Here is a 4,836-nt window from a genome sequence, read left to right on the forward strand (position 1 = left end):
GGAGGTGTCGGTCCTGGTCCGCGACGCCGCACGGGCAGGCGAGCTGCGCGAGACCGCGTGCCGCCTGGGGACCGAGCCGCGGGTCGAGGCCGTGCTCACCGACGCGCTCGCGGCCGCCCGCGCCCTCGACGGCGCCGACATCGTGATCTCCACCCTCCCCGCCGGCGCCGCCGACGAGCTCGCCGGAGCGCGCTGGCGGCCGGACACGACGCTGCTGGACGCCGTCTACGCACCCTGGCCGACCGCCGTCGCGGCGGGGGCGGCGGCGGGCGGGGCGACCATCGTCAGCGGCCTGGAGATGCTGTTGCAGCAGGCGATCGCGCAGGTCGAGCTGATGACCGGCCGGCCCGGCCCGGAAGGCGCGATGCGCGAGGCCCTCGACGCCGCCGTGCTGGCACGCAGCGGCTGACCGGCGCGCCGCGCCGCCGTGGTGCCCCGCCGTGCAGCCCCGTTGTGAGCCATCGCGCCGCACCGCCCGCCGAGCGCGACCGGTTCCCGGCGACGACGATGGTGGTGTGGCGCAGGACCAGGTGCACGAGGACAAGGTCTGCGCCGTGTGCGGCCGGCGGATCACCTGGCGCCGGAAGTGGGCGAGGAACTGGGACGAGGTCCGCTACTGCGGCGCCGCCTGCCGCTCCCGGGGTGTCCGCGACGTCGACCACCGTCTGGAGGCGGCCATCGGGGACCTGCTCGACGCCCGCGCCCGGACCTCCACCATCTGCCCGTCCGACGCGGCGCGACGCGTCGACCCGGAGGGCTGGCGGGACCTGATGGAGCCGGCCCGGATGGCGGCCCGTCGTCTGGTCGAGGCCGGGGCGGTGGAGATCGTGCAGTCCGGGCACGTCGTGGACCCGTCGACGGCGCGCGGCCCGATCCGGATCCGCCGCCGCACCTGAGCTGCGTCGCGGCGACCGAGGGCCCGCACCGGCCGTCCGGTGGCGCCGGTGATCGACCGGGTGCAAGGCTCGCACCATGCCCGAGGACGTCTACACCCACGGCCACCACGAGGTGGTGCTGCGCTCACACGGCGCCCGGACCGCCGAGGACTCCTGCGGCTACCTGCTGCCGCTGCTGCGCCCCGACCTGACCCTGCTCGACGTCGGGTGCGGACCGGGCAGCATCACCGTCGACCTCGCCGGGATCCTCGGACCGGGCCGGGTGCGCGGGGTGGAGGTCACCGAGAACCCGCTGGTCGCGGCCCGGGCGAGGGCGGCCGAGCGCGGCGTCGACGTCGAGTTCGCCGCCGACGACGTCTACGCGCTGTCCGACCCGGACGACACCTACGACGTCACGCACGCCCACCAGGTCCTGCAGCACCTGTCCGACCCGGTCGCCGCGCTGCGCGAGATGCGCCGCGTGACCCGGCCCGGCGGGGTGGTCGCGGTGCGCGACGCCGACTACGCCGGGTTCCACTGGTGGCCCGCCGACGAACGTCTGGACAGCTGGCTCGACCTCTACCGCGGAGTCGCCCGCGGCAACGACGCCGAACCCGACGCCGGGCGGCGGCTGCTGGCGTGGGCGCACGAGGCCGGGTTCACCGAGGTGACCCCGTCGGCGTCGGTGTGGTGCTACGCGACGCCCGAACAGACCGCGACCTGGGGCGGGATGTGGGCCGAGCGGATCCGCTCCTCACGGATCGGCGAGCAGGCCCTCGAACGCGGCCTCGCCACCCCCGACGACATCGCGGAGATCTCGCAGGCGTGGCGGGACTGGGCGGCGCACCCGGACGCCTGGTTCGTCATCCCGCACGGCGAGGTCCTGGCCCGCGCCTGAACCCCTCGTGCGCGGAGACCACCGCCCCGGCAGCTATGTCCACGCACGGCGGTGCCGGGAGACGGCGTAGTCGCCGCCGCCGTAGGGGTCGCGGGCCCAGGTCGACCAGCGTTCGACCGCGGCGAGACCGGCGTCGGAGCACCAGGCGTCGTACTCGTCGAGCGTCGGCCACCCCTCACGCAGCTGGAAACCGGCGAGCAGCTGCCCGCCCTCGACCAGGTGCCGGGCGCACGCGGCGACGACCGCGGCGCGGTGCTCCGGTGCCGCGTAGGGGACCACATTGCCGGCCAGGACGACGACGTCGAACCGCTCGGCCAGGTCCAGGTCCTGCAGGCCCGACTGCACCCAGTGCAGGTCCGGGGCCTTCTGCCGGCAGGCGGCGATCATGTCCGGGTCCGGGTCCACGCCGACGACGGCGACCCCGCGCCGGGCGAGCTCGATCCCGACCCGCCCGGTGCCGCAGCCGCCGTCGAGCACCGACGCCGGCCCCAGCGACGAGACGAGGTCGGCCTCGCCGTGCGGGTTGTGCCCCGCCTGCTCCATCGCCGCCCAACGGTCGTCGTAGCGGCCCAGATCGACCGCGTCCTTCCAGGCCGACCAGTCGTCGGGCAGGCCACCGGGTGTGTGCAGCGGGTCGTCGGTCACGACCGTGAGCCTACGAACCGGCCCGGACGTGACGGCACCGGCGCCGGTTTGCGCCGCAGTAGCAACCCGCTCAGCCGCAGACGGCCCCGTTCGCGGCCGAGGACACGAGCTTGGCGTACTTGCCGAGCACGCCGTAGCGGTTCGTCGGCTCCGGGCGGACCCACGCGGCGCGCCGGCGTTCGAGCTCGGCGTCGTCCACGTCGAGCGACAGCGTCCGGGCCGTCATGTCCAGGGTGATCCGGTCGCCGGTCTCGACCAGCGCGATCGGGCCGCCGTCCGCGGCCTCCGGGGCGACGTGGCCGACGCAGAGCCCGGTGGTGGCGCCGGAGAACCGGCCGTCGGTCACCAGCAGCACGTCCTTGCCCAGCCCGGCGCCCTTGATCCGCCCGGTGACGGCGAGCATCTCCCGCATCCCGGGACCGCCGCGCGGGCCCTCGTAGCGGATCACCACGATGTCGCCGGCGCCGACCGTGCCGTCGTCGACGGCGTCGAGGGCGCCTTGCTCGCCGTCGAACACCCGCGCGGTGCCGGTGAACTGGGCCGCGTCGAAGCCCGCCGACTTGACCACGGCACCGTCCGGGGCCATCGACCCGCGCAGGATGGTCAGCCCGCCGGTGGGGTGGATCGGGTTCTTCATGTCCCGGATCACCGTGCCGTCGATCCCCGGCGGGTCGAGCTCGGCGAGGTTCTCGGCGACGGTGCGCCCGGTGACGGTCAGGGCGTCGCCGTGGATCAGGCCCGCGTCGAGCAGCGCCTTCATCACCACCGGGATGCCGCCGACCTGGTCGACGGCGTACATCAGGTGCTTGCCGAACGGCTTGACGTCCGCGAGGTGCGGCACCCGGTCACCGACCCGGTTGAAGTCGTCGAGCTCCAGCGGGACGCCGGCCTCGCGGGCGATCGCGAGCAGGTGCAGCACGGCGTTCGTGGACCCGCCGAACGCGACGACCACGGCGATCGCGTTCTCGAACGCCTCGCGGGTCATGATGTCCCGCGCCGTGATCCCCTTCTCGATCATGCCGATGGCGGCCTCCCCGGACGCGCGGGCGACGCCGTCGCGGCGCCGGTCCACCGCGGGCGGGCTGGCCGACCCGGGCAGTGCCATGCCCATCGCCTCGGCCGCCGCGGCCATCGTGTTCGCGGTGTAGAAGCCGCCGCACGCGCCCTCGCCGGGGCACATCGCGCGCTCCAGGGTGTCCAGCTCGGCCTCGGTGATCAACCCGCGCGAACAGGCGCCGATCCCCTCGAACGCGTCCGAGATGTTGACCTCCCGGTCCCCCACCCGGCCCGGCATGATCGACCCGGCGTAGACGAACACCCCGGCCAGGTCCAGCCGTGCCGCGGCCATCAGCATCCCGGGCAGCGACTTGTCGCAGCCGGCCAGCAGCACCGTGCCGTCCAGGCGCTCGGCCTGCACGACCGTCTCCACCGAGTCGGCGATGATCTCGCGGCTGACCAGCGAGTAGTGCATCCCGACGTGGCCCATCGAGATCGCGTCCGAGACCGAGATCGTGCCGAACTCCATCGGGTAGCCGCCCGCGGCGTGCACGCCCTCCTTCGCCGCCATCGCCAGGCGCTGCAGCGACAGGTTGCACGGGGTGATCTCGTTCCAGGACGAGGCGATCCCGATCTGGGGCTTGCGGAAGTCGTCGTCGCGCATCCCGACCGCGCGCAGCATGCTGCGCGCCGCGGTGGCGCCGATCCCGTCGGTGACCTGGTGGCTGCGGGGCTTGAGGTCCCGGGCCGGGGAGGCACCGGTGGTCGCCGGTGAGCGCGGGTCGGTCGTGGTCATGCGGGCTCCTCGCGTGGTGGGTGCTGCGCCGGACGTCGTAGAGCGTGACGCCCGCCGCCATACCTACCCCGACCGGGTGGAGCCGACAAGGGATCGGCCGCAGCGCGCACCTGCCCGGGGGACGCGTTCGTTGACCTTCGAGTACTTTTCGTGACCGTTCGAGAGGAGCACCCCGAGCCGATGGTGCGCACGACCGACCAGCCCGGCGACGACGCGTCGTCCTCCACCCGGGGACGGCGGTGCGGCCGCCGCCGGGTCCTCGCGGTCCTCACGGTCGGCGTCCTGGCCGGGGTCGGCGCCGCCGGTACCGCGGTCGCCGGCCCGGACACCGTCGACGGGACGCCGTGCAGCGTCGGCACCCGCGCCTGCGTGGACCTGGAGACCGACCAGGCCTGGCTGATCCGGCACGGCGAGATCGAGTACGGCCCGGTCACGGTCAGCCACGGCGGTCAGGGCGAGGAGACGCCGACCGGCGAGTTCTCGGTGCAGCGCAAGGACGCCCATCACCGCAGCAAGGAGTTCGACGACGCCCCGATGCCGTGGGCGGTGTTCTTCGCCCCGGGCGGCATCGCGTTCCACGAGGGCAACCCGCAGACGCAGTCCGCCGGCTGCGTCCGGATGCCCGC

Annotated in this window: 5 protein-coding genes and 1 pseudogene; 4 read left to right on the forward strand and 2 right to left on the reverse strand. The window is 74.6% G+C overall.

Translation table 11 applies throughout. The annotated features are described in order from the left end of the window. From I4I78_RS30410 to I4I78_RS30420, 3 genes and pseudogenes are all read left to right on the forward strand, one after another. A pseudogene (locus tag I4I78_RS30410) lies at window positions 1-409 on the forward strand (shikimate dehydrogenase); the annotation flags it as partial. Window positions 410-515: 106 nt separating this feature from the next. Then, a complete protein-coding gene (locus I4I78_RS34055) occupies window positions 516-896 on the forward strand; it encodes a DUF2256 and DUF3253 domain-containing protein (RefSeq protein ID WP_308252450.1) in 381 nt (126 codons plus the stop codon). A gap of 76 nt (window positions 897-972) precedes the next feature. Next, window positions 973-1,773, forward strand: coding sequence for a methyltransferase domain-containing protein (locus I4I78_RS30420; protein ID WP_218614957.1), 801 nt, complete (start codon window positions 973-975; stop codon window positions 1,771-1,773). A 33-nt stretch (window positions 1,774-1,806) separates the two neighbouring features. Here I4I78_RS30420 and I4I78_RS30425 read toward each other — a convergent pair whose 3' ends face one another. Both I4I78_RS30425 and ilvD read right to left on the reverse strand, forming a co-directional pair. Then, window positions 1,807-2,418 carry a class I SAM-dependent methyltransferase gene (locus I4I78_RS30425; RefSeq protein WP_308252451.1) on the reverse strand — a complete coding sequence of 204 codons (612 nt, stop codon included), beginning with the start codon at window positions 2,416-2,418 and terminating at the stop codon, window positions 1,807-1,809. 70 nt (window positions 2,419-2,488) lie between these two features. Continuing rightward, window positions 2,489-4,210 carry a dihydroxy-acid dehydratase gene (gene ilvD / locus I4I78_RS30430; protein ID WP_218614958.1) on the reverse strand — a complete coding sequence of 574 codons (1,722 nt, stop codon included), beginning with the start codon at window positions 4,208-4,210 and terminating at the stop codon, window positions 2,489-2,491. A 150-nt stretch (window positions 4,211-4,360) separates the two neighbouring features. On the opposite strand from ilvD, the gene I4I78_RS30435 reads away from it, so the two are divergent. Continuing rightward, on the forward strand, window positions 4,361-4,836 hold a 476-nt coding region (locus I4I78_RS30435; RefSeq protein WP_308252452.1), incomplete at its 3' end, for a L,D-transpeptidase.

The organism is Pseudonocardia sp. KRD291, assembly GCF_019263595.1.
In the GTDB taxonomy this organism is placed as follows: domain Bacteria; phylum Actinomycetota; class Actinomycetes; order Mycobacteriales; family Pseudonocardiaceae; genus Pseudonocardia.